19 protein-coding genes, 1 tRNA gene and 3 pseudogenes are annotated in these 25,395 nt (G+C 68.6%); 17 read left to right on the top strand and 6 right to left on the bottom strand.

The features are described from left to right. Positions 1–22: 22 nt before the first annotated feature. From AC1VNH_RS03770 to serA, 7 genes and pseudogenes are all read left to right on the top strand, one after another. Entirely contained in the window at positions 23–1,825 is a 1,803-nt protein-coding gene (locus tag AC1VNH_RS03770) for an acetolactate synthase large subunit (RefSeq protein WP_483109957.1), read from the top strand. Between the two features lies 1 nt (position 1,826). Next, on the top strand, positions 1,827–2,336 hold the full coding sequence (gene ilvN / locus AC1VNH_RS03765) for an acetolactate synthase small subunit (protein WP_274285555.1): 510 nt from the start codon (positions 1,827–1,829) through the stop codon (positions 2,334–2,336). Between the two features lie 88 nt (positions 2,337–2,424). Then, entirely contained in the window at positions 2,425–3,450 is a 1,026-nt protein-coding gene (gene ilvC / locus AC1VNH_RS03760) for a ketol-acid reductoisomerase (RefSeq protein WP_137417264.1), read from the top strand. 192 nt (positions 3,451–3,642) lie between these two features. Then, positions 3,643–6,333 carry a bifunctional acetaldehyde-CoA/alcohol dehydrogenase gene (gene adhE, locus AC1VNH_RS03755; protein WP_483109955.1) on the top strand — a complete coding sequence of 897 codons (2,691 nt, stop codon included), beginning with the start codon at positions 3,643–3,645 and terminating at the stop codon, positions 6,331–6,333. Between the two features lie 77 nt (positions 6,334–6,410). Beyond that, positions 6,411–6,896: a DNA polymerase III subunit gamma/tau gene (locus AC1VNH_RS03750; protein WP_483109953.1), complete on the top strand. Its 486-nt coding sequence runs from the start codon at positions 6,411–6,413 to the stop codon at positions 6,894–6,896. Next, the gene (locus tag AC1VNH_RS03745; protein WP_483109951.1) at positions 6,893–7,237 is read left to right on the top strand and encodes a bacitracin resistance protein; all 345 of its coding nucleotides are present in this window, start codon (positions 6,893–6,895) and stop codon (positions 7,235–7,237) included. Before AC1VNH_RS03750 ends, AC1VNH_RS03745 begins: the two co-directional genes overlap by 4 nt. A 156-nt stretch (positions 7,238–7,393) precedes the next feature. Further along, positions 7,394–8,997, top strand: a pseudogene (gene serA, locus AC1VNH_RS03740) (phosphoglycerate dehydrogenase). Between the two features lie 182 nt (positions 8,998–9,179). Here serA and AC1VNH_RS03735 read toward each other — a convergent pair. Beyond that, positions 9,180–9,725: a TetR/AcrR family transcriptional regulator gene (locus AC1VNH_RS03735; RefSeq protein ID WP_483109949.1), complete on the bottom strand. Its 546-nt coding sequence runs from the start codon at positions 9,723–9,725 to the stop codon at positions 9,180–9,182. Between the two features lie 68 nt (positions 9,726–9,793). Here AC1VNH_RS03735 and AC1VNH_RS03730 point away from each other — a divergent pair, with 68 nt between their 5' ends. The 5 genes from AC1VNH_RS03730 (at position 9,794) to AC1VNH_RS03710 (ending at position 15,633) form a co-directional block, all read left to right on the top strand. Further along, positions 9,794–11,341 carry an MFS transporter gene (locus tag AC1VNH_RS03730; protein WP_483109947.1) on the top strand — a complete coding sequence of 516 codons (1,548 nt, stop codon included), beginning with the start codon at positions 9,794–9,796 and terminating at the stop codon, positions 11,339–11,341. A gap of 29 nt (positions 11,342–11,370) precedes the next feature. Next, entirely contained in the window at positions 11,371–12,423 is a 1,053-nt protein-coding gene (locus AC1VNH_RS03725) for a 3-isopropylmalate dehydrogenase (RefSeq protein ID WP_483109945.1), read from the top strand. Between the two features lie 61 nt (positions 12,424–12,484). After that, entirely contained in the window at positions 12,485–13,591 is a 1,107-nt protein-coding gene (locus tag AC1VNH_RS03720) for a branched-chain amino acid aminotransferase (protein WP_483109943.1), read from the top strand. Positions 13,592–13,625: 34 nt separating this feature from the next. Then, positions 13,626–14,393: a fumarylacetoacetate hydrolase family protein gene (locus tag AC1VNH_RS03715; protein WP_483109941.1), complete on the top strand. Its 768-nt coding sequence runs from the start codon at positions 13,626–13,628 to the stop codon at positions 14,391–14,393. Further along, positions 14,386–15,633, top strand: a complete 1,248-nt coding sequence (locus tag AC1VNH_RS03710; RefSeq protein ID WP_483109940.1) for an MFS transporter — start codon at positions 14,386–14,388, stop codon at positions 15,631–15,633. The genes AC1VNH_RS03715 and AC1VNH_RS03710 overlap by 8 nt, the downstream gene beginning before the upstream one ends. Here the strand turns inward: AC1VNH_RS03710 and AC1VNH_RS03705 are convergent. Continuing rightward, entirely contained in the window at positions 15,630–16,682 is a 1,053-nt protein-coding gene (locus AC1VNH_RS03705) for an aminotransferase class V-fold PLP-dependent enzyme (protein WP_483109938.1), read from the bottom strand. The two genes, AC1VNH_RS03710 and AC1VNH_RS03705, sit on opposite strands and share 4 nt — an antisense overlap. 83 nt (positions 16,683–16,765) lie before the next feature. Between AC1VNH_RS03705 and AC1VNH_RS03700 the strand changes: the two genes are divergently transcribed. Next, positions 16,766–17,731, top strand: coding sequence for a LysR family transcriptional regulator (locus AC1VNH_RS03700; RefSeq protein WP_483109936.1), 966 nt, complete (start codon positions 16,766–16,768; stop codon positions 17,729–17,731). An 11-nt stretch (positions 17,732–17,742) separates the two neighbouring features. Further along, on the top strand, positions 17,743–19,257 hold the full coding sequence (gltX, locus tag AC1VNH_RS03695; protein ID WP_483109935.1) for a glutamate--tRNA ligase: 1,515 nt from the start codon (positions 17,743–17,745) through the stop codon (positions 19,255–19,257). A 9-nt stretch (positions 19,258–19,266) separates the two neighbouring features. Here gltX and AC1VNH_RS03690 read toward each other — a convergent pair whose 3' ends face one another. Both AC1VNH_RS03690 and AC1VNH_RS03685 read right to left on the bottom strand, forming a co-directional pair. Further along, positions 19,267–19,584, bottom strand: coding sequence for a mannosyltransferase YkcB-related protein (locus AC1VNH_RS03690; RefSeq protein WP_483112684.1), 318 nt, complete (start codon positions 19,582–19,584; stop codon positions 19,267–19,269). Between the two features lie 958 nt (positions 19,585–20,542). Beyond that, a pseudogene (locus AC1VNH_RS03685) lies at positions 20,543–21,019 on the bottom strand (glycosyltransferase family 39 protein); the annotation flags it as partial. A 286-nt stretch (positions 21,020–21,305) separates the two neighbouring features. Here AC1VNH_RS03685 and AC1VNH_RS03680 point away from each other — a divergent pair. Then, positions 21,306–21,377 (top strand) — tRNA-Gln (locus AC1VNH_RS03680). A 251-nt stretch (positions 21,378–21,628) separates the two neighbouring features. Next, positions 21,629–21,775 (top strand): hypothetical protein, encoded by a 147-nt coding sequence (locus tag AC1VNH_RS03675; RefSeq protein WP_483109933.1) that lies wholly within the window; start codon positions 21,629–21,631, stop codon positions 21,773–21,775. Positions 21,776–22,033: 258 nt separating this feature from the next. On the opposite strand, the gene AC1VNH_RS03670 is transcribed toward AC1VNH_RS03675, so the two are convergent. Continuing rightward, positions 22,034–22,774, bottom strand: coding sequence for a DUF5677 domain-containing protein (locus tag AC1VNH_RS03670; protein ID WP_483109932.1), 741 nt, complete (start codon positions 22,772–22,774; stop codon positions 22,034–22,036). Between the two features lie 1,245 nt (positions 22,775–24,019). Between AC1VNH_RS03670 and AC1VNH_RS03665 the strand changes: the two genes are divergently transcribed. Then, the gene (locus tag AC1VNH_RS03665) at positions 24,020–24,394 is read left to right on the top strand and encodes an EXLDI protein (protein WP_483109931.1); all 375 of its coding nucleotides are present in this window, start codon (positions 24,020–24,022) and stop codon (positions 24,392–24,394) included. Positions 24,395–24,412: 18 nt separating this feature from the next. Here the strand turns inward: AC1VNH_RS03665 and AC1VNH_RS03660 are convergent. Continuing rightward, positions 24,413–25,310: pseudogene (locus AC1VNH_RS03660) on the bottom strand (IS5 family transposase). Positions 25,311–25,395 lie beyond the last annotated feature (85 nt).

The raw sequence follows: 25,395 nt of genomic DNA, 5'->3' as shown, positions 1-25,395 counted from the left end.
ATCCCCACCCGAGGTAGTTCCCATGTCCTCAGACATCTCTGCGGCTATTCCCCGGCCGCCCGCCCGTGCGCAGTCCGCACCCGTGATCACGGGAGCGGAGGCCGTCGTCCGCTCGCTCGAACTCGTCGGCGTCACCGACGTGTTCGGACTCCCCGGCGGCGCGATCATGCCCGTCTACGACCCGCTCATGGACGATGAGGCCGTACGCCACATCCTCGTGCGCCACGAGCAGGGCGCCGGTCACGCCGCCGAGGGCTATGCCGCCGCATCCGGTCGCACCGGTGTCGCCATCGCGACATCCGGCCCCGGCGCGACGAACCTCGTCACCGCGATCGCGGACGCCTACATGGACTCCGTCCCGCTCGTGTGCATCACCGGTCAGGTCTTCTCGACGCTGATGGGCACGGACGCGTTCCAGGAAGCCGACATCGTGGGCATCACGATGCCGATCACGAAGCACTCGTTCCTGGTGAAGACGGCCGAGGAGATCCCCGGCGCGATCGCGGCCGCCTTCGAGATAGCGAGCACGGGGCGCCCCGGTCCGGTGCTCGTCGACATCACGAAGGACGCCCAGCAGGCGACGGCCCCCTTCATCTGGCCGCCCAAGGTCGAGTTGCCCGGCTACCGCCCGGTGACGAAGGCCCACGGCAAGCAGATCCAGGCCGCGGCCCAGCTGCTGTCCGAGGCCCGCAAGCCCGTGCTGTACGTCGGCGGCGGCGTGATCCGCTCGCACTCCTCCGACGAGCTGCGCGTGCTGGCCGAGGCGACGGGGGCTCCGGTCGTGACGACGCTCATGGCGCGAGGCGCGTTCCCGGACTCGCATCCGCAGAACCTCGGCATGCCCGGCATGCACGGCACGGTGCCCGCGGTGCTCGCACTGCAGGAAGCGGACCTCATCGTGGCGCTCGGCGCCCGCTTCGACGACCGCGTCACGGGCAAGGCGTCGCTGTTCGCCCCCGGCGCGAAGGTCGTGCACGTCGACATCGACCCCGCGGAGATCTCGAAGATCCGCTTCGCCGATGTGCCGATCGTGGGCGATCTGAAGGAGGTGCTCGTCGACCTGGACGGCGCCTTCCGCCAGACCATCGGCGACCAGCAGCCGGACATCACCGAGTGGTGGAGCTATCTCGACGGGCTCCGCGACGAGTTCCCGCTGGGCTACGCGCCCACGACCGACGGTCTGCTGTCGCCGCAGCAGGTCATCTCGCGCATCGGCGAGCTGAGCGGCCCCGAGGCGATCTACGCCGCCGGCGTCGGCCAGCACCAGATGTGGGCCGCCCAGTTCATCAAGTACGAGCGTCCCAACTCCTGGCTCAACTCCGGCGGCGCCGGAACCATGGGCTACGGGGTCCCTGCCGCCATGGGCGCGAAGGTCGCGGAGCCCGACCGCGTGGTGTGGGCGATCGACGGCGACGGCTGCTTCCAGATGACCAATCAGGAGCTCGCCACCTGCGTGATCAACGAGATCCCGATCAAGGTCGCGATCATCAACAACTCCTCGCTGGGCATGGTGCGCCAGTGGCAGACGCTGTTCTTCGACGGCCGCCACTCGAACACCGACCTCAACACCGGCCACGGTACCGCCCGCATCCCGGACTTCGTGAAGCTCGCCGATGCGTACGGCTGCCTCGCGATCCGCGTCGAGCGCGAGGACGAGATCGACGCCGCCATAACGCTTGCCCTCGAGACGAACGATCGCCCGGTGGTGATCGACTTCGTCGTCTCGGCCGACGCGATGGTGTGGCCCATGGTTCCGCAGGGAGTGAGCAACAGCTTCGTGCAGTACGCCCGCGACCACGCACCCGAGTTCGACAAGGAGGACTGACATGACTTCACACGTGCTGAGCCTCCTCGTCGAGGACAAGCCGGGTCTGCTGACCCGCGTGGCGGGCCTGTTCGCCCGACGCGGTTTCAACATCGAGTCGCTCGCCGTGGGCGTGACCGAGGTCCCCGGACTCTCGCGCATCACGGTCGTCGTCGACGTCGATCAGCTCCCGCTCGAGCAGGTGACCAAGCAGCTGAACAAGCTGATCAACGTCATCAAGATCGTCGAGCTGGATGCGGCCGCCTCCGTGCAGCGTCAGCATGTGCTGGTGAAGGTGCGCGCCGACAACGCGAGCCGCTCCAACGTGCTCGAGGTCGTGAACCTGTTCCGCGGTTCCGTCGTCGACTACGCGCCGGACGCGCTGGTGGTCGAGATCACCGGCGACAAGGGCAAAGTGGACGCGTTTCTGCGCGCCCTCGAGCCCTTCGGCGTCAAAGAGATGGCGCAGTCCGGGCTGCTCGCGATCGGTCGCGGCGGCAAGAGCATCACCGAGCGCGTCCTGCGCGGATAACCCCTTTTCGCAAGCCGTTCACCGGTCGTTGAGCGAGCGCAGCGAGTCGAAACGCAACGACCGACACACGAAGGAGAAAACACACACCATGGCTGAGATCTTCTACGACGCCGACGCCGACCTCTCGATCATCCAGAGCAAGAAGGTCGCGATCGTGGGCTACGGCTCGCAGGGTCACGCCCACGCGCAGAACCTGCGCGACTCCGGCGTCGAGGTCGTCATCGCGCTGAAGGACGGCTCCAAGTCCGCCGCCAAGGCGCAGGAGGACGGCTTCGAGGTCAAGTCGGTCGCCGATGCCGCCGAGTGGGCGGATCTGATCATGATCCTCGCCCCCGACCAGCACCAGCGCTCCATCTACGCCGACAGCATCAAGGACAAGCTGACCGCGGGCAAGACCCTCGCCTTCGCGCACGGCTTCAACATCCGCTTCGGCTACATCGAGACGCCCGAGGGCGTCGACGTGATCCTCGTCGCCCCGAAGGCGCCGGGCCACACCGTTCGTCGCGAGTTCGTCGCGGGCCGCGGCATCCCGGACATCATCGCCGTCGAGCGCGACGAGACCGGCACCGCGTGGGCCACGGCGCTCTCGTACGCCAAGGCCATCGGCGGTACGCGCGCCGGTGTCATCAAGACGACCTTCACCGAGGAGACCGAGACCGACCTGTTCGGCGAGCAGGCCGTCCTGTGCGGTGGCATGAGCCACCTCGTGCAGTACGGTTTCGAGACGCTGACCGAGGCCGGCTACCAGCCCGAGATCGCCTACTTCGAGGTGCTGCACGAGCTGAAGCTCATCGTCGACCTCATGTGGGAGGGCGGCATCGCCAAGCAGCGCTGGTCGATCTCCGACACGGCCGAGTACGGCGACTACGTCTCCGGCCCGCGCGTCATCGATCCCTCGGTCAAGGAGCACATGCAGGCGGTCCTCGCCGACATCCAGTCCGGCGCGTTCGCCAAGCGCTTCATCGACGACCAGGATGCCGGTGCTCCCGAGTTCCTCGCGCTGCGCGAGAAGGAGCAGGGCCACCCGATCGAGGCGACCGGCAAGAAGCTGCGCTCGCTCTTCTCGTGGCAGCAGCAGGACTCGGACTACACCGAGGGCTCTGCCGCTCGTTGATCCGCGCCTGAGCGCCTGAACACCTCGCCGTGCACCACGCGGCGGACCTGGCCCGGTCATCGCATCCCGAACACAGGATGCGGTGGCCGGGTCTTTTTTCGTGGGACCTTGGGCCCTGGGTAGTGGCCTGACCAATTCATAATCTGGTCCCATGACGCGCGGCGAATGACCGCGCAGAGTGGGAGTGTTCCGATGTCTGTCGTCATCGATGCCCTCGTCGACCGGGCCCAAGAAGCTCTGGCCGCGTACGCATCCTTCACCCAGGAGCAGATCGACCAGATCGTCCGCAAGGCGTCGGTCGCTGCCCTCAGCCACCACGCCGACCTCGCGGTGCTCGCCGTCGAAGAGACGCGTCGAGGCACGTTCGAGGACAAGGCCGTGAAGAACATGTTCGCGTGCGAACACGTCACGAACTCGATCATCAACCAGCGCACGGTCGGTGTGATCTCCACCGACGAGCTCACCGGCATCACCGAGATCGCCGACCCGGTCGGCGTCGTGTGCGCCCTCACGCCGGTGACGAACCCGACGTCCACGACGATCTTCAAGTCGCTCATCGCGCTGAAGACCCGCAACCCCATCGTGTTCGGGTTCCACCCGTCCGCTCAGCGCTCGTCCGTGGCCGCTGCGACGGTCGTGCGCGATGCGGCCGTCGCCGCGGGTGCGCCCGCCGACTGCATCCAGTGGATCGAGGAGCCGTCGATGGAGGCCTCGGGTGAGCTCATGAACCACCCCGGCGTCGCGCTCATCCTCGCCACCGGCGGCAACGCCATGGTCCGCGCGGCATACTCCTGCGGCAAGCCCGCCCTCGGCGTCGGCGCCGGCAACGTGCCCGCCTTCATCGAGCGCACGGCGAAGGTCGGTCGCGCGGTCAACGACATCGTGATCTCGAAGTCGTTCGACAACGGCATGGTCTGCGCCTCGGAGCAGGCCGTCATCCTCGATGCCCCGATCGCCAAGGAAGCACTCGCGGAGTTCGCACGCCTGCACGCCTACATGGCGACGCCGGCCGAGAAGCGCCTGCTGGAGGAGTTCATCTTCGGTGTGGCCGCCGACAGCGCCAACTGCGCCGACGCGAAGCTCAACGCATCCGTCGTCGGACAGTCGCCCGCCTGGATCGCTCAGCAGGCCGGCTTCGAGGTGCCCGCGGACACGTCGATCATCCTCGCCGAGGTCTCCGGTGTCGGACCGCACGAGCCCCTGACGCGCGAGAAGCTCGCGCCCGTGCTGGCCGTGCTCCACGCCCGCACCCCTCAGGAGGGCATCGACCTCGCCGAGCAGATGGTCGCCTTCGATGGCCTCGGCCACTCCGGCGCGATCCACAGCAACGACCCCGCGGTGATCGCCGACTTCGCCGACCGCGTGAAGGCCGTGCGCATCATCGAGAACGCCCCGTCGGCCCTCGGTGGCATCGGCGACATCTACAACGCGTTCATGCCGTCGCTGACCCTCGGCTGCGGCTCCTACGGTCACAACTCGGTCTCGAACAACGTCTCGGCGGTGAATCTGTTGAACATCAAGCGCGTCGGTCGGCGCAACAACAACCTGCAGTGGTTCAAGATCCCGGCGAAGACCTACTTCGAGCCGAACGCGCTGCGCTATCTGATCGACATGAAGCACATCGACCGGGTCACCATCGTCACCGACGCCACGATGACCAAGATGGGCTTCGTCGACCGGGTCGTCGACATCCTGCACCGCCGCCCGACGCCCGTGCACCTGCAGATCATCGACCGGGTGCTGCCCGAGCCCACCGTGGCGAGCGTGCAGGCCGGAGCCGCGCAGATGCGCGAGTTCCAGCCCGACACGATCATCGCGCTCGGCGGCGGCTCGCCCATGGATGCGGCGAAGGTCATGTGGCTGCTCTACGAGAACCCCGACGTGCAGTTCTCCGACATGCGGGAGAAGTTCTTCGACGTGCGCAAGCGCGCCTTCAAGTTCCCGGAGCTCGGTACCAAGGCGAAGCTCGTCTGCGTGCCGACGACGTCGGGCACCGGAAGCGAGATGACGCCGTTCGCGGTGATCACCGACGAGACCACGGGCATGAAGTACCCGCTCGCGGACTACGCGCTCACGCCGTCGGTCGCCATCATCGACCCGACGCTGACCGCGGCGCTGCCGGCCTTCCTCGTGGCGGATGCGGGATTCGACGCCCTCACCCACGCGACCGAGGCGTACGTGTCCGTCTACGCGAACGACTACACCGACGGTCTCGCGCTGCACGCGATCAAGCTGATCTTCGAGAACATCGTGCGCTCCACGCAGGCGCCCGCGGGTTCCAAGGACGCCGCCGACCTGCAGGCCCGCGAGAAGATGCACAACGCCGCATCCATCGCCGGCATGGCCTTCGGCAACGCATTCCTCGGGATCGTGCACGCCATGGCACACGTGACCGGTTCGAAGTTCCACCTCGTGCACGGCCGCACCAACGCGATCTACCTGCCGCACGCGATCCGCTACAACGGCCGCGTTCCCAGCAAGGTCACGAGCTGGCCGAAGTACGAGCGCTACATCGCACCGGAGCGCTACCAGGAGATCGCCAAGCACCTGGGACTGAAGGCGGACACCCCGGAGCAGGGTGTGGAGAGCTACGCCCGCGCGGTCGAGAAGCTGCGTGACGCCGTCGGCATCGAGCGCTCGTTCCAGGCGCAGGGCGTCGCGGAGGGCGACTTCATCGGCCGCCTCGACGAGCTGGCCATGGCCGCCTACGGCGACCAGTGCGCTCCGGCCAACCCGCGTCTGCCGCTGCTCGCGGACATGCGCACCCTCATGGAGGCCGCCTACTACGGCACCTCGTTCGACGAAGTGCGCGCTGCTCGTGCGCACGCCGAAGCTGCGGCGGATGCGGCGACTGAGCCCGCCCGTCCGACGCAGGACGCCTGAATCCCCTTCTGGGCGTCCGGGCCCCGGGATCCTTGTGATCCCGGGGCCTTCGCTCTGCCAGGAGGTAGGGTCGAGGCATGGTTTCGCGTGACGACGACGCTCTCAGCTGGGACGGCGACGACGACCCGACGCTCGCCCCGCAGGTGGCGCCCCGCCGGGCCGCATCCGCCCCGCAGGAGCGGGCGGACGTGACGCCTGCGACGCGTCTGGACGCCGAGACGGAGGCGGTTCCCGCATCCGCCTCCGCCTCCGCCGACGCCGAGCCCGCGCCGATGAGCAACGTCGCGCTCGTGACCCTCGGCGTGTTCGGCGGCGTCTACCTGCTGCTCGCCGTCGGGTGGTTCATCGGCGGGTCGCGGCTGCAGCTCGTCGCACAGCTGTTCATCAACCCCGCCGCGCACATCGCGGCGTGGATCCTGGCGATCGCGGCCCCCGCCGTCTGGTTCGCGACCACGATGGTGCTGACGCGCTCCCGGCCGATGTGGCTGCGGATCGTGGCCCTGGTCGTCGGTGCGGTGGTGCTGCTGCCGTGGCCGTTCCTCATGACGGGAGTGGGAGCATGAGCGCCACGACGCCCGCGCCCCGCGTCGCGCTGCCGGTCTGGCTCATCGTCACGATCGCCGGCTTCGCGGCCCTCTTCTTCGCGTTCGCGCTCTGGACGGCGCTCGGATTCCTGTTCCAGCAGGCCGGGGGAGACGCCGGGCTCACCGGGTACGGCTGGTTCGTGCTGCTGCTGCCCGTACTGTTCCCGATCCTCGTGTTCGCCGGCTGCTTCGCCCTCGGCTGGCGGCGCAAGGCGGGGCCCTTCGCGCTTCTGCTCCTGCTCGGCCTGTGCCTGGTCGCCGTCTTCTGGCTCGACATCTTCGCCTACGCGTCGGTCACCCCCGCGCTCTACAACACCTGAGATCCGAAGGCCCAACGTCCTGTCACACGGTCGGGGACACCGCAGCCGGGGCAGTAGGCTGGCAAGTGCGCGGCCGGCCCGCCCGCGACGCGCTTCCACCCGCCTCGCGCCGTCGTGCTCTGCACGCGGTCCCGCATGTGTCAAAGGACATCCGCTGTGACCAAGCCCGTCGTCCTCATCGCTGAAGAGCTCTCTCCCGCCACGATCGATGCCCTCGGGCCCGATTTCGACGTGCGCCACGTCGACGGAGCAGACCGTGCCGCGCTGCTGCCCGCCCTCGCGGACGCGCACGCGGTGCTCGTGCGCTCGGCGACGCGGATGGATGCGGAGGCCATCGCCGCCGCACCGGCGCTGAAGGTCATCGCCCGCGCGGGCGTCGGTCTCGACAACGTCGACATCAAGGCTGCGACGACCGCCGGCGTCATGGTCGTCAATGCGCCGACCTCGAACATCATCTCCGCGGCGGAGCTCACGGTCGGACACATCCTGAGCCTCGCGCGCCGCATCCCGGCCGCGCACGCGTCGCTCTCGTCCGGCGCCTGGAAGCGCAGTCTTTCACCGGCACCGAGCTCTTCGAGAAGACCGTGGGCATCATCGGCCTCGGCCGCATCGGCGCGCTGATCGCCGCCCGCCTGCAGGCGTTCGACATGCGTGTCGTCGCCTACGACCCCTACGTCACGAGCGCCCGTGCCCAGCAGCTGGGCGTCGAGCTCCTCACGCTCGACGAACTTCTCGAGCAGAGCGACTTCATCACCATCCACATGCCCAAGACGCCCGAGACCACGGGCATGATCAGCACCGAGCAGCTGCGTCGCATGAAGCCGACCGCGTTCGTGGTGAACGTCGCCCGCGGCGGGCTGATCGACGAGGCCGCCCTGGCCGACGCGCTGATCTCCGGTGAGATCGCGGGCGCGGGGCTGGACGTGTTCTCGAGCGAGCCGCCCGCTGCCGACAGCGACGCCGCCCGCCTGCTCTCGCTGCCGAACGTGGTCGTGACCCCCCACCTCGGCGCATCGACCGACGAGGCGCAGGAGAAGGCCGGCGTCTCTGTCGCCAAGTCCGTGCGGCTGGCGCTGTCGGGCGAGCTCGTCCCGGATGCGGTCAACGTCGCCGGAGGCGTCATCGACCCCTACGTCCGCCCGGGCATCGCGCTCGTCGAGAAGCTCGGCCAGATCTTCTCCGCGCTGGCCGTCTCGCCCGTCACGAGCATCGACGTCGAGGTGCACGGCGAGCTCAAGGACTACGACGTCAGCGTGCTGAAGCTCGCAGCCCTCAAGGGTGTGTTCACGAACATCGTCAGCGAGTCGGTGTCGTACGTGAACGCGCCGCTGCTGGCCGACCAGCGCGGCATCGAGGTGCGGCTCATCGTCGACGGCGTGAGCGAGGAGTACCGCAACGTCATCACCGTCGCGGGCGCCCTGTCCGACGGCTCGCAGCTCTCGGTGTCGGGCACGCTGACCGGCACGAAGCAGATCGAGAAGATCGTCGCCATCAACGGCCACGCCCTCGAGCTGCCGATCGAGAAGCACCACATCGTGATGCAGTACACCGACCGCCCCGGAATCGTCGCCGTCTACGGTCAGCGATTCGGCGAAGCCGGCATCAACATCGCCGGCATGCAGATCGCCCGCCGCGCGGCCGGGGGACAGGCCCTGTCCGTGCTGACTGTCGATTCGCCCGTGCCCGACGAGCTGCTCGCCGAGGTGGGCTCCGCCATCCAGGCCGACCTGTTCCGTCAGATCGAGATCACCGAGTCCTGAGGCGCGTCGCTCGCGGCGCGGCGGCGCTTCGTCTCGCCGCGGTCGCTCAGCGACCTGCATCCTCGACGCCGAGCGAGCATTCATTCATCGAGCGAGCATTCAATCGGGTGCTCACTCGGCGTTGTCGATTCCGGTCGTTGAGCGAGGCGCGCAGCGCCGAGTCGAAACGTCTGGAGGTCGGGTCAGCCGCGCGCGGCGCGGGTGACGATCTCGACCAGGGCGTCCATCGCGGCGCCCGTCGGAGTGGGGCCGGCGACGCCGTCGCCCTCGAGGGCGTTGTTGAAGTACAGGCCGTCGCTCACGAGCATCACGAGATCCAGGGCCGCCTCGCTCGCCACGTGCGTGCGCAGCGCCTCGGCCCAGCGGTCCCGGATGGCGCGCAGCGCCGTTCCGGCGGCGGTGTGCCCGCCCTGGGCGAGCCGCGAGACGGCGACGAGCGCGCGATCCAGCGCGTCATCGCTCATCGCGGACGTGCGCACGAAGTAGGCGACAGGACCTTCCGCTGACGCCGACATGCGATCCAGGTCCTCGTCGACGAGCACGTGGAGGCGTTCGAGCAGACCGGTCTCCAAGGCGTCCTTCGACCCGAAATGGTAGAGCAGGCCGCCCTTGGACACCCCGGCGGCCCGCGCCGTCGCATCCATCGTCGCCGCGCGTTCGCCCTCGGTGACGAGAAGTCTCTCGAAGGCGTCGAGCACCAGCTCACGGGCGCGCGGGGGTCGACTCATGGTCTCGATCGTACTGACGGAGGACGTGTCATCTCTGTTACTATACCAGCCGGACGGTTTAGAAACATATGAACACACTCACTCAAGACATCGCCATCGCCGAGGCCGAGGGGCGCCGCGTCGGATGGCGCGGCTGGGCGGCGCTCGTCGTCCTCATGCTCCCCGTGCTGCTGGTCGCGGTCGACAACACCGTGCTGAGCTTCGCGCTCCCGGAGATCGCCCTGCAGCTGCAGCCCACCAGTACGCAGCAGCTCTGGATCATCGATGTGTATCCGCTCGTGCTGGCGGGATCCCTCGTGACGATGGGCACGCTCGGCGACCGCTTCGGACGTCGTCGGATGCTGCTGATCGGCGCCACGGGCTTCGCCGCCGTCTCCGCCCTCGGAGCGTTCGCGCCCAGCGCCGAGCTGCTGATCGCCGCCCGTGCCGTCATGGGCGTCTTCGGCGCGATGCTGATGCCGTCCACGCTGTCGCTGCTGCGGAGCATCTTCACCGACCGCAACCAGCGCCGGCTCGCGATCGCCGTCTGGGCGGCCATGTTCTCGGCGGGCGCGGCGCTCGGTCCCGTCGTGGGCGGGTTCCTCCTCGAGCACTTCGCCTGGGGATCCGTGTTCCTGATGGCCGTGCCCGTGCTGATCCCGCTGCTGGTGCTCGCGCCGATCCTGGTGCCGGAGAGCCGCGACCCGAACCCCGGCCGCGTGGACCCGGTGAGCATCGTGCTCTCCATGGCGACCATGGTGCCCATCGTCTACGCGATCAAGGAAGCCGCGGCACACGGCCCGAGCCCGCTCGTCGCCGCACTGCTCGTCGCCGGCGTCGGGTTCGGTGTGCTGTTCGTGCGCCGTCAGCGCCGCTCCGAGACGCCCATGCTGGATGTGCGCCTGTTCGCTCGCGGCGCGTTCAGCGGTGCGCTGCTCGTCAACCTGCTGAGCGTGCTCGCGCTGGTCGGCTTCATCTACTTCGTCTCGCAGCACCTGCAGCTCATCGTCGGTCTCTCGCCGATGACCGCAGGGCTGGCGCTCGTGCCCGGTCTCGCGCTCATGATCGTCGCGGGACTCGCGGTCGTTCCGGTCGCAAAGCGCATCTCGCCGCGCGTGGTCATCCCGGTCGCCCTGGTGTTCTCGTTCGCGGGATACGTCATGGTCGCGCTGTCCACGGACCCGGGCTCGGTGGCGCTGCTGGTGGTCGCCTTCATGGTGCTGGGCATCGGGATCGGCGCCGCGGAGACCGTCTCGAACGAGCTCGTGCTCGCCAGCGCCCCGCCGGCGAAGGCGGGCGCTGCCAGCGCCGTCTCCGAGACGGCGTACGAGGTGGGCGCCGTGCTGGGAACGTCGCTGCTCGGAGGACTGCTCACCGCGCTCTACCGTGCGAACCTCGTCGTGCCGCAGGGGGTGCCCGCGGACGTCGCCGATGCGGCGCGCGAGACGCTGGCGGGCGCCGTGAGCGCCGCGAATGAGCTCGCCCCCGAGACCGGCGCCGCGCTTCGGGATGCGGCAGCGCACGCCTTCGACGCCGGTGTCGGCGTCACCTCGCTCATCGGCGCGGGTCTCGTCGTCGTGGCGGCGGTCATCGCCGCCACTACGCTGGGATCATCCCGCAACTCGCCGCGGCGGTGATGCCCGCGGCATCCTGAGACAGGAGTGCCATGTCGCGCGTCGTGAAGCTCGCCGTCATCCCCGGTGACGGAATCGGTCCGGAGGTCGTCGCCGAAGCCGACAAGGTTCTCGAAGCGGTGGCCGCCGGCACCGACGTCACGTTCGAGCGCACCTGGTTCTCGCTCGGTGCCGCGCGCTTTCTCGAGACCGGCGACACCCTCACCGACGATGACCTGGCGGCGATCGCCTCGCACGACGCGATCCTGCTCGGCGCCGTCGGGGGAGTGCCCGGCGACCCGCGCTTGAAGAACGCGAACATCGAGCGCGGCCTGCTCCTCAAGCTGCGTTTCGCGCTCGATCACTACGTGAACCTGCGTCCGTCGAAGCTCTACCCCGGTGCGAGCGGTCCGCTGGCCGTCCCGGGCGAGATCGACTTCGTCGTGGTGCGCGAGGGGACGGAGGGCCCGTACGTCGGCAACGGTGGCGCGATCCGCGTGGGCACCCCGCACGAGGTCGCGAACGAGACCTCCGTGAACACGGCGTTCGGCGTCGAACGCGTGGTGCGCTTCGCGTTCGCCGAGGCCGAGCGTCGCCGCAAGAAGCTCACCCTCGTGCACAAGACCAACGTGCTCGTGCACGCCGGCGGCATCTGGAAGCGGATCGTCGATGAGGTGGCGACCGAGCACCCCGACGTCGCCGTAGACTATCTGCACGTCGATGCGGCCACGATCTTCCTGGTCACGAACCCCAGCCGCTTCGACGTGATCGTCACCGACAACCTCTTCGGTGACATCCTGACCGACCTGGCAGGTGCCGTCACCGGTGGCATCGGCCTCGCCGCATCCGGGAACATCAATCCCGACGGCGACTTCCCGTCGATGTTCGAGCCCGTTCACGGTTCGGCTCCCGACATCGCGGGCCAGCAGAAGGCCGACCCCACGGCCGCGATCCTCTCGGTCGCGCTCCTGCTGAATCATCTCGGACTGCGCGATGACGCCGACCGCCTCACCCGCGCGGTCGAGGCCGACATCGCCGAGCGGTCCGATTCGGTCCGCACCACAGCACAGATCGGCGACGCGATCATCGCGCGGCTCCAGGCGTAATCTGGAGCCCGCAGCCGTCGCCCGTGACCGCGCCGCCAGGCGCAGATGAAGCGAGATCCTCATGACACTCCTCGACACCGATCCCGACCAGGGCCTCGCACCGCTCGAGTTCGCCGTCACCCGCAACCTCGCCGCCCGCGGCGCCGCGGAGCGCGAGCAGATCCTCGAGAACCCCGGCTTCGGCACCGCCTTCACCGACCACATGGTCGACATCTGCTGGTCGATGCGCGGTGGCTGGCACCGTCCGCGCGTGCAGCCCTACGGCCCCATTTCGCTGGATCCCGCCGCCGCCGTCCTGCACTACGGCCAGGAGATCTTCGAGGGCATCAAGGCCTACCGTCACGCAGACGGCTCGATCCACACCTTCCGTCCCGACCAGAACGGCCGGCGTCTGCAGCGCTCAGCGCGGCGGCTCGCGCTTCCGGAGCTGCCGGTGTCGTACTTCGTGCAGTCGCTGCGCGAGTTGATCAAGGTGGATGCGGCCTGGGTGCCGGCGGGCGCCGACCAGAGCCTGTACCTGCGGCCGTTCATGTTCGCCAAGGAGGCGTTCCTGGGCGTGCGTCCGGCGCAGAAGGTCGCCTACTACCTCATCGCGAGCCCCGCGGGCGCCTACTTCAAGGGCGGCGTGCAGCCGGTCTCGATCTGGCTGAGCGAGGACTACTCCCGCGCCGGCAAAGGCGGCACGGGCGCGGCCAAGACCGGCGGCAACTACGCGGCCAGCTTGCTGCCGCAGTCGGAGGCGTACGAGAACGAGTGCGACCAGGTCGTGTTCCTCGATCAGGACGGCAATGTCGAAGAGCTCGGCGGCATGAACATCGTGTTCGTCAAGAAGGACGGCACGCTCGTGACCCCGCAGTCCGACTCGATCCTCGAGGGCATCACCCGCGACTCGATCCTGCAGCTCGCGATCGACCGCGGTCACAAGGTCGAGGGGCGCGTCGTGTCGCTCGCCGAGTGGCGCGACGGCGTCGCCTCGGGGGACATCGTCGAGGTGTTCGCCTGCGGCACGGCCGCGGTGGTGACGCCGATCGGTCAGCTCAAGGGCAAGAACTTCTTCGACGAGCAGCCGACCGGCTCGCTCGCGCTGTCGCTGCGCGAGGAGCTGACCGACATCCAGTACGGACGCCGCGAAGACACGCACAACTGGCTCGTCCGGCTCGACGCCTGATCCCGCAGCGGGGCGTCCTGGATAGGCTGAATGGGTGAAGATCGCTCGTTTCAGCCACCAGGACGCCATCGCTTACGGAATCGTCGACGACGACGAGCTCGTGCAGCTCGCCGGGGACCCGATGTTCGCCGGCTTCGAGCCGACGGGAAAGCGCATCCCGATCGCGGATGTGGCGCTGCTGGCGCCGGTGATCCCGCGATCCAAGGTCGTGGCGATCGGACGCAACTACCGCGCGCACGCGGAGGAACTCGGCAACGATGTCCCCGCCGAGCCTCTGATGTTCCTCAAGCCCAACACCGCGGTGATCGGTCCGGGCGACGTCATCGTGCGTCCCACGCAGTCCGAGCGAGTCGACTTCGAGGGCGAGCTGGTCGTGGTGATCGGTCGCATCGCGAAGAACGTGCCGGTCGACAAGGCGCTCGATGTCGTGTTCGGGTACACGGTCGGCAACGACGTGACCGCGCGCGACCTCCAGCGCAGCGACGGCCAGTGGTCGCGCGCCAAGGGCTTCGACACCTTCTGCCCGCTCGGACCCGTCATCGAGACGGAGTTCGATCCCGCATCCGCCGCGCGCGTCGTGACGCGCGTCAACGGCGACGAGCGTCAGTCCGCTCCGCTGACCGATCTCATGTTCCCGATCGCCGAGCTGATCGCCTACGCGTCGTCGGTGTTCACGCTGCTGCCTGGCGACGTCATCATGACCGGAACCCCCGCCGGCGTCGGCCCGCTCGTGGCTGGCGACGAGGTCGAGGTCGAGGTCGAGGGGATCGGCGTTCTGCGCAACACCGTGCGCGATGCCTGAGGCCACTGACCTGCTGCCGGATGCGGCTGAGCTGACCCGCATCCGCCGCCGCACGCTGTGGCTGCTCTCGTCCGGACAGATCCTCGGCGGGATCGCCTTCGGCGCGACGATCTCGCTCGGCGCGATCCTCGCGACCGACCTGTCGGGTGACGAGGCGTTCTCGGGGTGGGCGACCGCAGCCGTGACGCTGGGAGCTGCGGCGTTCGCCATCCCGCTCGCGGCCCTCGCGCGCCGCCGCGGGCGCCGTCCTGCGCTCGCGGCCGGGCTTTCTGTGGCCCTGATCGGGGTGCTCCTCGTGATCGGCGCGGTGGCGGGCGCATCCTTCCCGCTGCTCCTGGTTGCTGTCGTGCTGATCGGTGCGGGGCAGGCCGCGAACCTGCAGTCGCGGTTCGCCGCGGCCGACCTCGCCACCGACGCGTCGCGCGGTCGCGACATCTCCGTCGTCGTCTGGGCGACGACGGTCGGCGCCGTCCTCGGCCCGAACCTGGTAGGCCCAGGGCAAGCGCTCGGCGATCTCGTCGGCATGCCCCCACTGACGGGGCCCTACCTGTTCACCATCGTCGCCCAGGTGCTCGCCGTCGTCCTGTACGTTGCGGCGCTCCGCCCCGACCCCTTGCTGTTGGCGCAACGTCTCGTCGCACGGGATGCGGCGGGCGCGGGCCCTCGGATCGCCCGCGCCGACCGGCCCGTGGCGGCGCGCTACGCGATCCTCGCGATCGCCGCCTCGCACGGCACGATGGTCGCCGTCATGGCCATGACACCTGTGCACCTCGTGCACCACGGTGCGAGCCTCACGATCGTGGGGCTCACCATCAGCCTGCACATCGCCGGGATGTATGCCCTGTCGCCGGTGTTCGGCATCCTCGCCGACCGGATCGGCCGGGTGGCGACCGTGCTCGTCGGGCAGGGACTGCTCGCCGCATCGCTCCTCGTGTCGGGCTTGGGGCAGAACTCGAACACCGCAGTGACCGTCGGCCTCGTGCTGCTGGGGCTCGGGTGGAGCGCCTCGACCGTGGCGGGAGCGGCGCTGCTCGTGGAGACCAGCAGCGAGGCGATGCGCACCCGCAGGCAGGGCCGCAGCGACCTCGCGATGAACCTCGTGGGGGCGGCCGGCGCGATCCTCGCCGGAGTCATCCTCGGCTGGATCGGATTCGGCGGGCTCGCGTTCGTCACCCTTGCGCTGGTCGTGCTCGTGGTCGCGGCATCGCCGCTCGCGCGCAGGCGGCGAGACGCGGTCTAACGCAGCGCTCGCACCGCGCGGTCGACGTCGTCCTCGTCGTTGAAGACGTGGAAGGCGAGGCGCGCGCGTCCGGCGCGGCCGGATGCGGTGATGCCGGCGGCTTGCAGTCGCGCAAGGGTGGCGGCGTCCGCGTCGGTCCACGTCACGATCGCGCTCGGCGCCGCAGGCGTGGGCAGGCCCATCTCGGTGAGGAACCGGCCTGCGAGCCCCGTCGTGTACCGGTGGATCGCGGTCATGTCGGCATTGGCGAAGAGTCCGAGTGTGGGTTCGGCGCCCACGAACGCCTGCCATGCGGGGGAGACGTCGAACCGGCGGGCGTCCGAGGCCAGCGTCGCGGCATCGCCGTAGCAGGACTGCCACGGGTCGGCCCCCGCGTACCAGCCGGCGTGGAGCGGTGTGAGGGTGGCCGCGAACTCCTCCGTGAGGGCGAGGAAGGCGACGCCGCGCGGCGCGCACAGCCATTTGTACGCGTGCACGACGAACGCGTCGAAGGCGGTGGCGTCGACAGGGAGCCAGCCGACCGCCTGCGTGCCGTCGCACAGCGTGCGGGCGCCGACGGCGCGGGCGGCGGCGGTGATCGCGGTGTGATCGGCGACCTCGCCGGATGCGGACTGCACGATCGAGAAGGCGACGAGCGCCGTGTCGGGACGCACCGCGTCGGCGAGCTCTGCGAGCGGTGCGCAGCGCACCCGGAGGCCACCACGGTGCACGAACGGGAGCACGAGCGAGGAGAAGTCACCGTCCGGCACGAGCACCTCGCTGCCGTCCGGCAGGGATGCGGCGATGAGGCTCGCCAGAACGGACGTCTGCGACCCGATCGCCACGCGTGCCGGGGTGACCTGCAGAAGTCGTGCGGCGTGCTGGCGGGTCTGCTCGACGACCACGGAGTAGGCCGCCGCATCCGCTCCGAGCGTGACCGAGCGCATGATGTCGGCGATGAGGGCGTCGCGACTCGCGCGCGGCGGCAGCCCGCCGGTGCAGGCGGCGAGATAGTCGCGACCGCCGTCGAAGGCCGCGCGGACGGCGGTGAGATCCAGCGGTGCGGTCATGCCTCCAGCATCGAGATGCGCGAGGTCGGGGTCTACGGCAGAAGGGGCATCGCCTTCATAAGCTCACGTTATATATTCGGCGCATGGTCGATCCAGACGAGGGCGAACTCGCCGTGCAGGCGTTCCGCGTGATGCGTGCCATCGCCGACACGGGCTCCATCACCGCGGCTGCCGCATCGCTCGGCTACAGCCAGCCCGCCGTCAGTCAGCAGGTGCGCCGGATCGAGAGTCGTGTCGGGATGCCGGTGGTCGAGCGCGTCGGGCGCCGGGTGCGCCTCACCGAAGCTGGCGCCGTGCTCGCCCGCCACGCGGATGCGGTCGCGCGCTCCATCGACGCCGCCTCCGACGAGCTGGCGCAGCTGCGCGGGCTCGCCTCGGGCCGCGTGCGTCTGACCGGATTCCCCTCGGCGTCGCCCACCCTCGTGCCGCGGGTGCTCGCGGCGCTCTCGGACAAGGCTCCCGGGCTCGCGGTGACCTACGTCGAGGCGGAACCGCCGGAGGCGATGGCCGCGGTGCGCGAAGATCGCGCCGACATCGCGCTCACGTTCAGCTACCCGGGCGACGAGAACGACCCGCACGGCGAGAGCGCGCGCGGGCTCGTGGTACGCACGCTCGGTGCGGACCGCATGTTCGTCGTGCTCCCCGAGGGTCATGAGCTCGTCGGAGCACCCGTCGCTCAGCTCGGCGAGCTCGCCGACGCATCCTGGATCGCGGGCTGCCCTCGGTGCCGCGGTCACCTGCTGGAGCTCTGCGCCCGTGCCGGGTTCACGCCGCGGATCGCTTTCGAGACCGACAACATCGTCGCGGTGGAAAACCTCGTGGCCCGCGGTACCGGCGTGGCGACCCTGCCGGGATTGGCACTCGATTCGTTCCCGCTGCTGCCGGGCGTGCAGGCGGTGCCGCTGCCGCCGGGGGAGCAGCGCACGCTGCACGTCGTGACGGCGGCCGACGCGCATCGCGTGCCGGCCCTCCGGTTGGCGCTCGCGGCGGTCGGCGAGGCCGCGCAGGCCGCGGGAGTGGGCCGCGGCACGGCGGGACGACGCGGGTAGGCTGGGAGCCTATGGTTTCCGCACCCGATCCCCGCACCACGACCGCAACCGGCTCCGACATCCGGGTGCGGTTCTGCCCCTCGCCCACGGGCCTGCCGCACGTCGGCCTCATCCGCACCGCGCTGTTCAACTGGGCCTACGCCCGGCACAACGGCGGCAAGCTCGTCTTCCGCATCGAAGACACGGATGCGGCCCGCGACAGCGAGGAGAGCTACCAGCAGCTGCTCGAGGCGCTGCGCTGGCTCGAGATCGACTGGGACGAGGGCGTCGAGGTCGGCGGTCCCCACGCGCCGTACCGGCAGTCGCAGCGACACGAGCTCTACCGCGAGGTGCTCGACAAGCTGCTCGCCGCCGGCGTCGCGTACGAGAGCTACTCGACGGCCGAGGAGATCGACGCGCGCAACGAGGCGAACGGCCGCGCCAAGCAGCTCGGCTACGACAACTACGACCGCACGCTGACCGAAGAGCAGAAGGCCGCCTTCCGCGCCGAGGGACGCGAGCCCGCCTACCGCCTGCGCGTGCCGGACGAAGACCTCACCTACGTCGACCTCATCCGCGGTGAGGTCACCTTCCCGGCAGGGTCGTTCCCCGACTTCGTCATCGTGCGCGCGGGCGGCGTGCCGCTCTACACCTTCGTGAACCCGGTCGACGACGCGCTCATGGGCATCACGCACGTCATCCGCGGCGAGGACCTCATGCCCTCCACCGCGCGTCAGCTCTCGCTCTACCGCGCGCTCATCGAGGCGGGCGTCACCGACTTCGTGCCGCGCTTCGGACACATGCCGCTGGTACTGGGGGAGGAGGGCAACAAGAAACTCTCCAAGCGCGACCCGAAGGCAGACCTCTTCCTGCAGCGCGAGAAGGGCTTCATCCACGAGGGCCTGCTGAACTACCTCTCGCTGCTCGGCTGGTCGCTCGCGCCCGATCGCGACGTCTTCTCGCTCGACGAGCTCGTCGAGGCCTTCGACATCGCCGACGTGAACCCCAACCCGGCCCGCTTCGATCAGAAGAAGGCCGAGTCCATCAACGGCGATCACATCCGGATGCTGGCGCCCGAGGACTTCGCGACCCGCATCCTGCCGTACCTGCGCGACGCGGGCATCATCGGCGAGACGCTCGATGACCGTGAGCGGGCGCTCATCGCCGCCGCCGCTCCGCTCGTGCAGGAGCGCGTGCAGCTGCTGGGTGACGTGCCGGGCCTTCTCGGGTTCCTGTTCCGCGACGAGGTGGAGTACGCCGAGGACGCCCTCGCGTCGCTGCCGGCCAACGCCGGCGAGGTGCTGGTTGCCTCGGTGAACGCGCTCGAGCTCGTGCCGCACGCGGAGTTCGCGGCCGCATCCGTGCAGGAGGCGCTGCAGAAGGCGCTCATCGAGGAGCTGGGCCTCAAGCCCCGCGTCGCCTACGGCCCGCTCCGGGTGGCGGTCAGCGGTCGTCGGGTGTCGCCGCCGCTGTTCGAGTCGATGGAGCTGCTCGGCAAGAGCGAGAGCATCCGCCGCCTCGACGCCCTGGTGCAGAAGATCGGCTGACGCGACCGCTCATCCAGCGGCGCAGGAGTAGAGCGACGCGCCCGCGGGGGCATCCGGCACGAGGGTGCAGGTGGACGTCACCCAGGCGCTGATGTCGGTCGTGGCGCTCGACGCGGCGCGGATGCCCCCAGCTCCTGCTCCCGATGCGCCGGAGCCGAGCACGTAGGTGACCTCGCCGGTGGCGACCATCTGCTGGAGCGCGGCCAGGGTCGGGACGTCGTCGCTGCCGTCGAATCCGCCGATGGGCAGCACCGACCCGCCGCGCGAGGCGAGAATCGAGCTGCGCCGCCGACTGCGCGCCGAACGTGGCGACGAGGTACTTCGCATCGCCCTGTCGCTCCGTGAGGTAGAGCAACAGCGCCGCGTCGGAGGCGTTCTCGCCTGGCACGCCCGTGGGGCGCATCCCGCCGCGGGCGCCGGTCTGCGCTCCGCCGGCCGGTGCGTGCGGTCTTGCGCCGCTCGCCGAGCCGCCGAAGGCCGTACCGCCGGGCCGAAAGCCGCCGAACCCGCCGCCGCCCGGCATCTGGGAGACCCCGGCGGCCGTCGGATTGATCGAGCTTGGTGTGCTGATCGTCAGCACGGACCAGGCCGCCGGCGTCAGTAGCAGCGCGATCACGGCGACCACCGTGGTCAGCCAGCGCAGCGCCTGCGCGCGGTGTTCGAGGACGAGAAGCAGCATCGCCACAACAGCGATGGCGGCCTGGATCCAGGCGATGACCGGGCTCGGCTCGGGGTACATCGCCGCGATCAGGACGGCGGTGATCGCCGCGACGGCGATGAGAAGAAGCTGCGGCCAGAACAGGCGCCGCGATCGCGCGACGGCGAACGCTGCGGCCACGAGAAGGGCGACGGGGATCGCGAGTGCGGACGTGTAGAACTGGTGCATCCCCGCGACGAGCGAGAACATCGCGACCTCGGTCGCGAACCACCCGCCGAGGAACACGACCGTCGCGGGGCGCCATCGCAGGATGAGCAGGACGACGATGGCCGCGACGGTCGCAGGCAGCAGCCACGCGATCTGGCCGGCGAGCTCGGTGTTGAACAGACGCAGAGGGCCGGGGTCACCGGAGAAGGCCGGCGTGAACGAGCGGTAGGCGTCCGAGTCGGCGGTGGCGCTGAAGCGCCCGAGTCCGTTGTAGCCGAAGACCATCTCCCACGGATTGTTGCTGTTCGTTCCGCCGACGTAGGGGCGAGCGGATGCGGGGACGAGCCATACGACGGCGACCCAGGCCAGCGAGACCACGAGAGTCACGGCCCCCGAAAGGAGGGTGTGCCAGATGCGCCGCCACCACGGCTGACGCGTGCACAGGTAGGCCACCGCGAGAGCGGGCCAGACAGCCCACGCCTCGAGCATGTAGGTCTGGAAGGCCACGCCGATGAGCGCTCCGGTGAGCACGTACCAGCCGAGGCTGCGCTGCTGGATCGCCCGGACCGCCGCCCACGCCACCAGCGCGAGCGCGAGCACGAAGAACGCCTGCGGCTGATTGGATCGCGCCACCGCGACGAGGATCGGCGTGGTGGCCACCACGGCACCCGCGAGCAGGCCGCCCGTCGTCCCGACCAACCGACGCGCGGTGAACGCGGTGACGACGGCCGCCACAGTGGCGGCGGCCGCGTTCGGGAGAATGACGGCCGCCGGCGAGAAGCCGAACAGGCGCACGGCCAGGGCCGGGATCCAGAACGAGCCGGGGATCTTGTCGAGCGAAACCGTGCCGGCGGGATCGAAGGCTCCGAAGAAGAGGTTCGACCAGCTCTTGCTCATCGACATCGCGACGGCGCCGTAGTAGTCGCTCATCGAGGCGGACACCTGCCATCCGGTCAAGACGGCGGCAGCGATCACGATCAGCACGAGCCCCACGGGCCACGCGGCACGGGTACGCCACAAGACGGGGGAGGGAGTGGACACGGCGGTCATGGCAGGACCGTACGAGTCCCGGTGAGGGATTCGGGATGAGCCGTCGATGGCGTCGCCGTGAGCCCGCCCCGGTTTGGGATTGCCGCGGGCGTGGGCTAAGCTCTTCTCTTGGCGCTACTTCGGTAGAAGCCGGTGGGGTATGGTGTAATTGGCAACACGGCTGATTCTGGTTCAGTTGTTCTTGGTTCGAGTCCAGGTACCCCAGCAAGACAGATAGCCCCGGAAATCCGCGCGAGAGCGGACCACCGGGGCTCTTGCTTTGTGCCACAGCGTCGTTACCGATGCCTCCCATCCCGCATGATCAGCGCGTGGACTTCAGTGACCCCCATCGCCCGATGAGTCCCTACCGGCGTGTGGGGTAGGTCATCAGTGTGTTCACGTCCGCGACGTTCGGAGCGCTCGCTCAACGCCCGAGCAGCTTTCCTCTGGTGGTACCTCGTTCACGAGGCTCAGCAGATGACGATGCTGGTCGGCCCGGTACTCGTCGTCGGGCTGTCGTATCGAAACGGCGACAGCAAGGGCATCCCGGCGCGCGTCGCCGACATGCTTCTGCGGTCCGGGAGCTGGCGCGTCGAGGCGCGCGTGGCGTGTGACCCGAAGTAGTACTGCGACCAGGCCGCCTACGACGACTACTTCGAAGCACTGGTATGGGGTACGGTCACGCTGAGAGGCTGGGCCGCCGCACAAGATGCCCGCGTGGTCCGCGTCCCGGCTGAAGAGCTCGCCGGGGGAGCAGACGTCCCCGAACCGGCCGCCCAACGGCGTCAGGCACGCCACCACGGCGGCGATTGCCTAGAGTTTGAGAAACCGTGAGTTCTCGGTCTGGCGGTGGCCGCCATTTCCTTCTGCTTTGCGATCAGCTCAGATTCCAACGCGCCGCTTTCGTGGAGCCTTCACCTGGTCGGCGAGCTGCACGGGGAGGTGGAGCTCGTCCGACGCACGGTCGAGTGCTTCCAGCAACGCGTCATCGTTGGTGAGCCGGGCCAGCACCCAGCGCGCGAGCATGCAAGAAACGGCGGCCGCGTATGTCGCCTGATAGCGGTAGGCGTACTCCTGGTCGTAGAGGATGTGCGTCTCACCCTCTCCCGGGTGCAGGAACGAGGTGACTGCACTGTGCGTGACGTGTACGTGCTGGGATAGCACGTGATAGCTCGTTTCAAGGAACGTGCCTTCGTCGAGGTCGCGGACCATGTCCATGAACTTGCCGAGCCTGCTTCCTTCTGGAAGCGGGTCGAGCTCGGTCAGCGCTTCCCGGAGTTCATCGTTGTCCAGCCACTCGGCGAGCTTGCTGTAGTGCTCGACACGGTCGCGAGCGACGGAGTTTCGGAACTTTCTCAGGCCACCATCGACGACGAAGACCCACTGCAGCGTGATGGCATGTTCGAGCGCTGCACGTGCCAGCGGGACGGCCTCACCGTCCATCTCGGCGTCCAGGAGCGTCAGATACGCGTTGCTATAGCGAAACGTGCGCGCAATGAGCCCATAGAGAAGTAGGAACTCGTCGGAGTGTGCCCTCTCGACGGTGAAGCCGTCGACATCTCGCAGACTTGAAACACAGGCACGGATCCAGTTCGCAAGGGCATCTTCAGGTACGTCAGGCATGCCTCCACCGTAGGAGGAGCTGGCGACATCGGCCGAAGGAACGAGAAAGCCCGCGTGGCTCGCGCCAGCGGGTATTCCCGCGAGTGTACGTTGACTCAGCATGCCAGCGGACCGACCATGGTCCCTCGGCCGAGCACCCAGACGGTTTCGAGTATGTGCTGCCGGGGTCGTCGTGAGAATCGGGTTGCCTGCATTCTCGGATGTAGTTCCTTCATCGAGAACCTTCTGTTCATTGTCGTGCCGGTTGTTATTTCGGTGGACATCCGGGTGACGGCAAGAGCCAAGAAGGCCGCAAATATGCTTGTCAGGTGCAACGAATCGAACGTCGCGCCGCTGGCCAAGCTCAACCAACGAGCACTATTGACTTGCGATGCATCCATTCCACCGGAGGCGCCCGACACTCCGCTCGCCGGGTTCGTCGTCCGCGACCTATCTGGTGGCGCTGCGCCGCACCCATTGACGCGTCGCCGTGATTTTCGTGCAACAAGAGACATGAGCGGGTTTGCAAGAGCCTGCTCAGCACCTTATGAGGTTCTCCGTCGAAGTGCCGACTTCACGGGTGACGGATGATCGTGCCGCCGTGCGCTAACAACAATCGGGGCCCGCGACATCTGAGGCCCGCGTTCCTCGGCCGGCGCGACCGCAGACAACTGAATCGAGCTTCAATGCCTACGTGGTCGATTCGGCATCACAGCGGACCTCGGCGGGAGTCAGGGTTTCAAGCTGACCTTCGCGTACCCAAGAGGGGGGCGCCTTCTCGCCCATGTCGATTGCCTCCCGAAACCGCATGACAACAGCGCGGTGCTCCAGCCTGTGGCGGTCTTTGAAGTCCAGAAGCCACCATGCGCGTCCCGTGACCTCCGCGAAGGCCCGACACAGTGCGACAAGTGATCGTCCGTGGCTCTCCTCCGCGCGCAGCACCGTCGCGAACGCATGGGAATGATCCACGGCGGTGCTGATGGCCTGCGTGATGGACGAGAACCGGTCGACCAGTTCTGCCCACCGACCCGCAAGTGAGTCGGTGTCCCGATTAGGGCGTGTTGCGAAAGTTCGGGGCGATGGTTGATCGCCGTTCGGCGTGTGTGCATACTTATGAACATGCCTACCCGGAATGTGTATGTCTCGGCAGATGATGTTGACCTGTTCGATCGGGCGTCCGAACTTGCTGGGGGCCTGTCGGCTGCGGTAGCCGCGGGGTTGAGGCTGTTCGTCGCAGCACGCGAGCGAGAGCGAGGAGTCGGGGAGATGCAGCAAATCGAGGTCGAGGTCAACGATGGCCCAGTAGTCACTACCAAGCGGTTCACGGGGCGTCGGCTCTTGCGATTCGAGAGTCCGGATGGTCCGCGAGAGACGACGTATCGCGTGTATGCGACCGCTGGCGGTCAGATCGCCGTCTATCGGCGTGACGACCCGAACTGGCGTGCGTTTGCATCGTCAGATGAGGACAGTCCGGTGTGGAGCGACGAGCGAACATGGTCAGGTGACTGGTGGCAGTCGGGCCAGCGGTCTTTGTCGGTGTTTCCTGATACCGCCGCGATGGTGGACCAACTGCCGCAAGACTTGATCAGTGCCATCGTCTCGGTGCTCGCCGACGCACCAGTCGAGGACCTCGAGATCTAATTCTCGGCCCAGCACCTGTCAGTCAGTGAACGCGGCCACCCAGTGAAGGGTGGCCGCGAGGCAGAGGCCGGCGTGGTAGTTGCGGGCGGTCTTGTCTGAGCGCATCGCGATCCCGCGCCACTGCTTGAGCTTGTTGAAGCACCGCTCGACGACGTTGCGGTCCCGGTAGCGGATCCGCTGCTCGTCGCCGAAGTCGATCGGTCGCCCGCGGTGCTTGCGTCGGTGAGCGATCTGATCGTCGCGCTCGGGGATCGTCGCAGCGATCCCGCGCTCGCGAAGCCACGCCCGGTTCGCTCTTGACGGGTAGCCCTTGTCCGCGAGCACCCGATCCGGCCTCAACCTTGGCCTGCCTCTCGCGCCCGAGACGCGGATCTCGCCCAGCGTGACGGTCAGCATGCTGGTGTCCGCCGCCTGCCCAGGCGTGAGGATGAACGCGAGAGCGCGTCCCTTGCCGTCGCAGACCAGATGACTCTTCGTCGTCAGCCCGCCACGGGAGCGGCCGATCGCGTGATCGGGTGGTTCCTCACCGAACTTCTTGTAGTTCGACAGAGCCCCCCGTGGCCCGCGGAAGGGTGGCGCCATGCTGATGCACGCGGACGATCGTGGAGTCGATCGACGCGACCCAGTCCAGATCCCCGGACTGCTGAGCAAGCGACTGCGTCTTCTCCAGCACCCGCGCCCACACGCCCTGCTCAGACCACCGGTTGAAGTTCTTGTAGATCGTGTTCCAATTGCCGAACCGCTCCGGCACGTCCCGCCATGGCGCCCCAGTCCGGTACCGCCACGCCGTCGCCTCGACCACCGTGCGCCGATCCACCGGCGGACGCCCCGTCGACTTCGCAGACGGGAACAACGGCCCGATCACAGCCCACGCCTCATCCGAGATCACATCACGCGACACGCGTTCAAGACTCACCCACGATGCGCCCCAAGGCGTTTAGCAACACGGCCTAGTGGGCCTGCCTGTCGAGATGCGCGTCCAACCACGCCGCTGACGCCAC

The sequence above is a fragment of the Microbacterium sp. KU4F genome (genome assembly GCF_056868075.1).
This window is presented reverse-complemented; position numbering and strand designations above follow the sequence as displayed.

What these genes read in the sequence shown, in the direction of transcription:
- AC1VNH_RS03770 (WP_483109957.1), top strand. Translation starts at nt 23, where the DNA reads ATGTCCTCAGACATCTCTGCGGCTATTCCCCGGCCGCCCGCCCGTGCG.
- ilvN (WP_274285555.1), top strand. Translation starts at nt 1,827, where the DNA reads ATGACTTCACACGTGCTGAGCCTCCTCGTCGAGGACAAGCCGGGTCTG.
- ilvC (WP_137417264.1), top strand. Translation starts at nt 2,425, where the DNA reads ATGGCTGAGATCTTCTACGACGCCGACGCCGACCTCTCGATCATCCAG.
- adhE (WP_483109955.1), top strand. Translation starts at nt 3,643, where the DNA reads ATGTCTGTCGTCATCGATGCCCTCGTCGACCGGGCCCAAGAAGCTCTG.
- AC1VNH_RS03750 (WP_483109953.1), top strand. Translation starts at nt 6,411, where the DNA reads ATGGTTTCGCGTGACGACGACGCTCTCAGCTGGGACGGCGACGACGAC.
- AC1VNH_RS03745 (WP_483109951.1), top strand. Translation starts at nt 6,893, where the DNA reads ATGAGCGCCACGACGCCCGCGCCCCGCGTCGCGCTGCCGGTCTGGCTC.
- AC1VNH_RS03735 (WP_483109949.1), bottom strand. Translation starts at nt 9,725, where the DNA reads ATGAGTCGACCCCCGCGCGCCCGTGAGCTGGTGCTCGACGCCTTCGAG.
- AC1VNH_RS03730 (WP_483109947.1), top strand. Translation starts at nt 9,794, where the DNA reads ATGAACACACTCACTCAAGACATCGCCATCGCCGAGGCCGAGGGGCGC.
- AC1VNH_RS03725 (WP_483109945.1), top strand. Translation starts at nt 11,371, where the DNA reads ATGTCGCGCGTCGTGAAGCTCGCCGTCATCCCCGGTGACGGAATCGGT.
- AC1VNH_RS03720 (WP_483109943.1), top strand. Translation starts at nt 12,485, where the DNA reads ATGACACTCCTCGACACCGATCCCGACCAGGGCCTCGCACCGCTCGAG.
- AC1VNH_RS03710 (WP_483109940.1), top strand. Translation starts at nt 14,386, where the DNA reads ATGCCTGAGGCCACTGACCTGCTGCCGGATGCGGCTGAGCTGACCCGC.
- AC1VNH_RS03705 (WP_483109938.1), bottom strand. Translation starts at nt 16,682, where the DNA reads ATGACCGCACCGCTGGATCTCACCGCCGTCCGCGCGGCCTTCGACGGC.
- AC1VNH_RS03700 (WP_483109936.1), top strand. Translation starts at nt 16,766, where the DNA reads ATGGTCGATCCAGACGAGGGCGAACTCGCCGTGCAGGCGTTCCGCGTG.
- gltX (WP_483109935.1), top strand. Translation starts at nt 17,743, where the DNA reads ATGGTTTCCGCACCCGATCCCCGCACCACGACCGCAACCGGCTCCGAC.
- AC1VNH_RS03690 (WP_483112684.1), bottom strand. Translation starts at nt 19,584, where the DNA reads ATGCGAAGTACCTCGTCGCCACGTTCGGCGCGCAGTCGGCGGCGCAGC.
- AC1VNH_RS03675 (WP_483109933.1), top strand. Translation starts at nt 21,629, where the DNA reads ATGACGATGCTGGTCGGCCCGGTACTCGTCGTCGGGCTGTCGTATCGA.
- AC1VNH_RS03670 (WP_483109932.1), bottom strand. Translation starts at nt 22,774, where the DNA reads ATGCCTGACGTACCTGAAGATGCCCTTGCGAACTGGATCCGTGCCTGT.
- AC1VNH_RS03665 (WP_483109931.1), top strand. Translation starts at nt 24,020, where the DNA reads ATGCAGCAAATCGAGGTCGAGGTCAACGATGGCCCAGTAGTCACTACC.